Origin of the sequence: Candidatus Centipeda massiliensis (assembly GCF_900290285.1) — a bacterium.
Taxonomy (GTDB): Bacteria; Bacillota; Negativicutes; order Selenomonadales; family Selenomonadaceae; genus Centipeda; species Centipeda massiliensis.
Window position 1 is genome coordinate 1 of record NZ_LT985766.1, and the last position, 807, is coordinate 807.

Genomic DNA, 807 nt, shown 5'->3' on the forward strand with positions numbered 1-807 from the left:
TCAGACCGCCGTACACTGTGCCGCTAATCGCCGCAGTCCCGCCAATCGTGACCTTATTCAGCGTGCTGTCCTTCTGCTTGGAGCTGTCTGCCGTCGAACCCGCGCCGCTCGTCCAGCCGCCGTACACATTCGTGTACGTTCCGCTGCTGAGCGTGATCTCATTCCCCGTGGTCGTATTGCCCGCCTTCGAGCGGCCGCCCCATGTTTCTGCACCGACGGTTGTTGCCGTCTGTGCATCCTTGAAGGTGTACCCGTAGCGCACAATCTCCTTGTTGCCGCTGCGCGCCTCGATGTTCGTTTCCTTCGTACCGTCCGCACTCAGATCCGTCCAGAATGTTTTGCCGCCCGCAAGTTCCAGTGCATTGTCGCTCTCCACAAGCGTCTTTTCCTGCGCCGTCGCAGCAAAGTCTGCCTTTACTGCAGCAAGGTCGAATTTCACACCTGCCGCTTGCAGCCGCAGTGTCGCATTCTCCTTGAACGTAACATTCGAGAAGTTCCCAATCGTGCCGACGGTCGCCGACGTGTTGACGTTCAGCGTGTTGCCAGCAGCGGTCTTGTTGCCGCCGTAGAGTGCTGCAACCGTTGTATTTGGTGCAAGCGGATGCGTTCCGTCGCCGAGGCTCACGGTGTTATCGTTCGTCGTGCCGTCTGTACTGTCGGTGTAACCGCCGTACACCGTGCCGAGCGTGCCGCCCGTGATGGTGACCGTGTTGTCGTGGCTGTGCTTCTTCTGAGCCGCCGTGTCACTCGTTCCCGACGTGTGACCGCCGTACACTGCGTCATAGTTTCCATTGACAGTAATCGCGT

General features: G+C 59.2%; 1 pseudogene. It reads right to left on the reverse strand.

Annotation, left to right across the window (positions count from 1 at the left end):
- A pseudogene (locus C8273_RS12580) lies at positions 1–807 on the reverse strand (hypothetical protein); the annotation flags it as partial.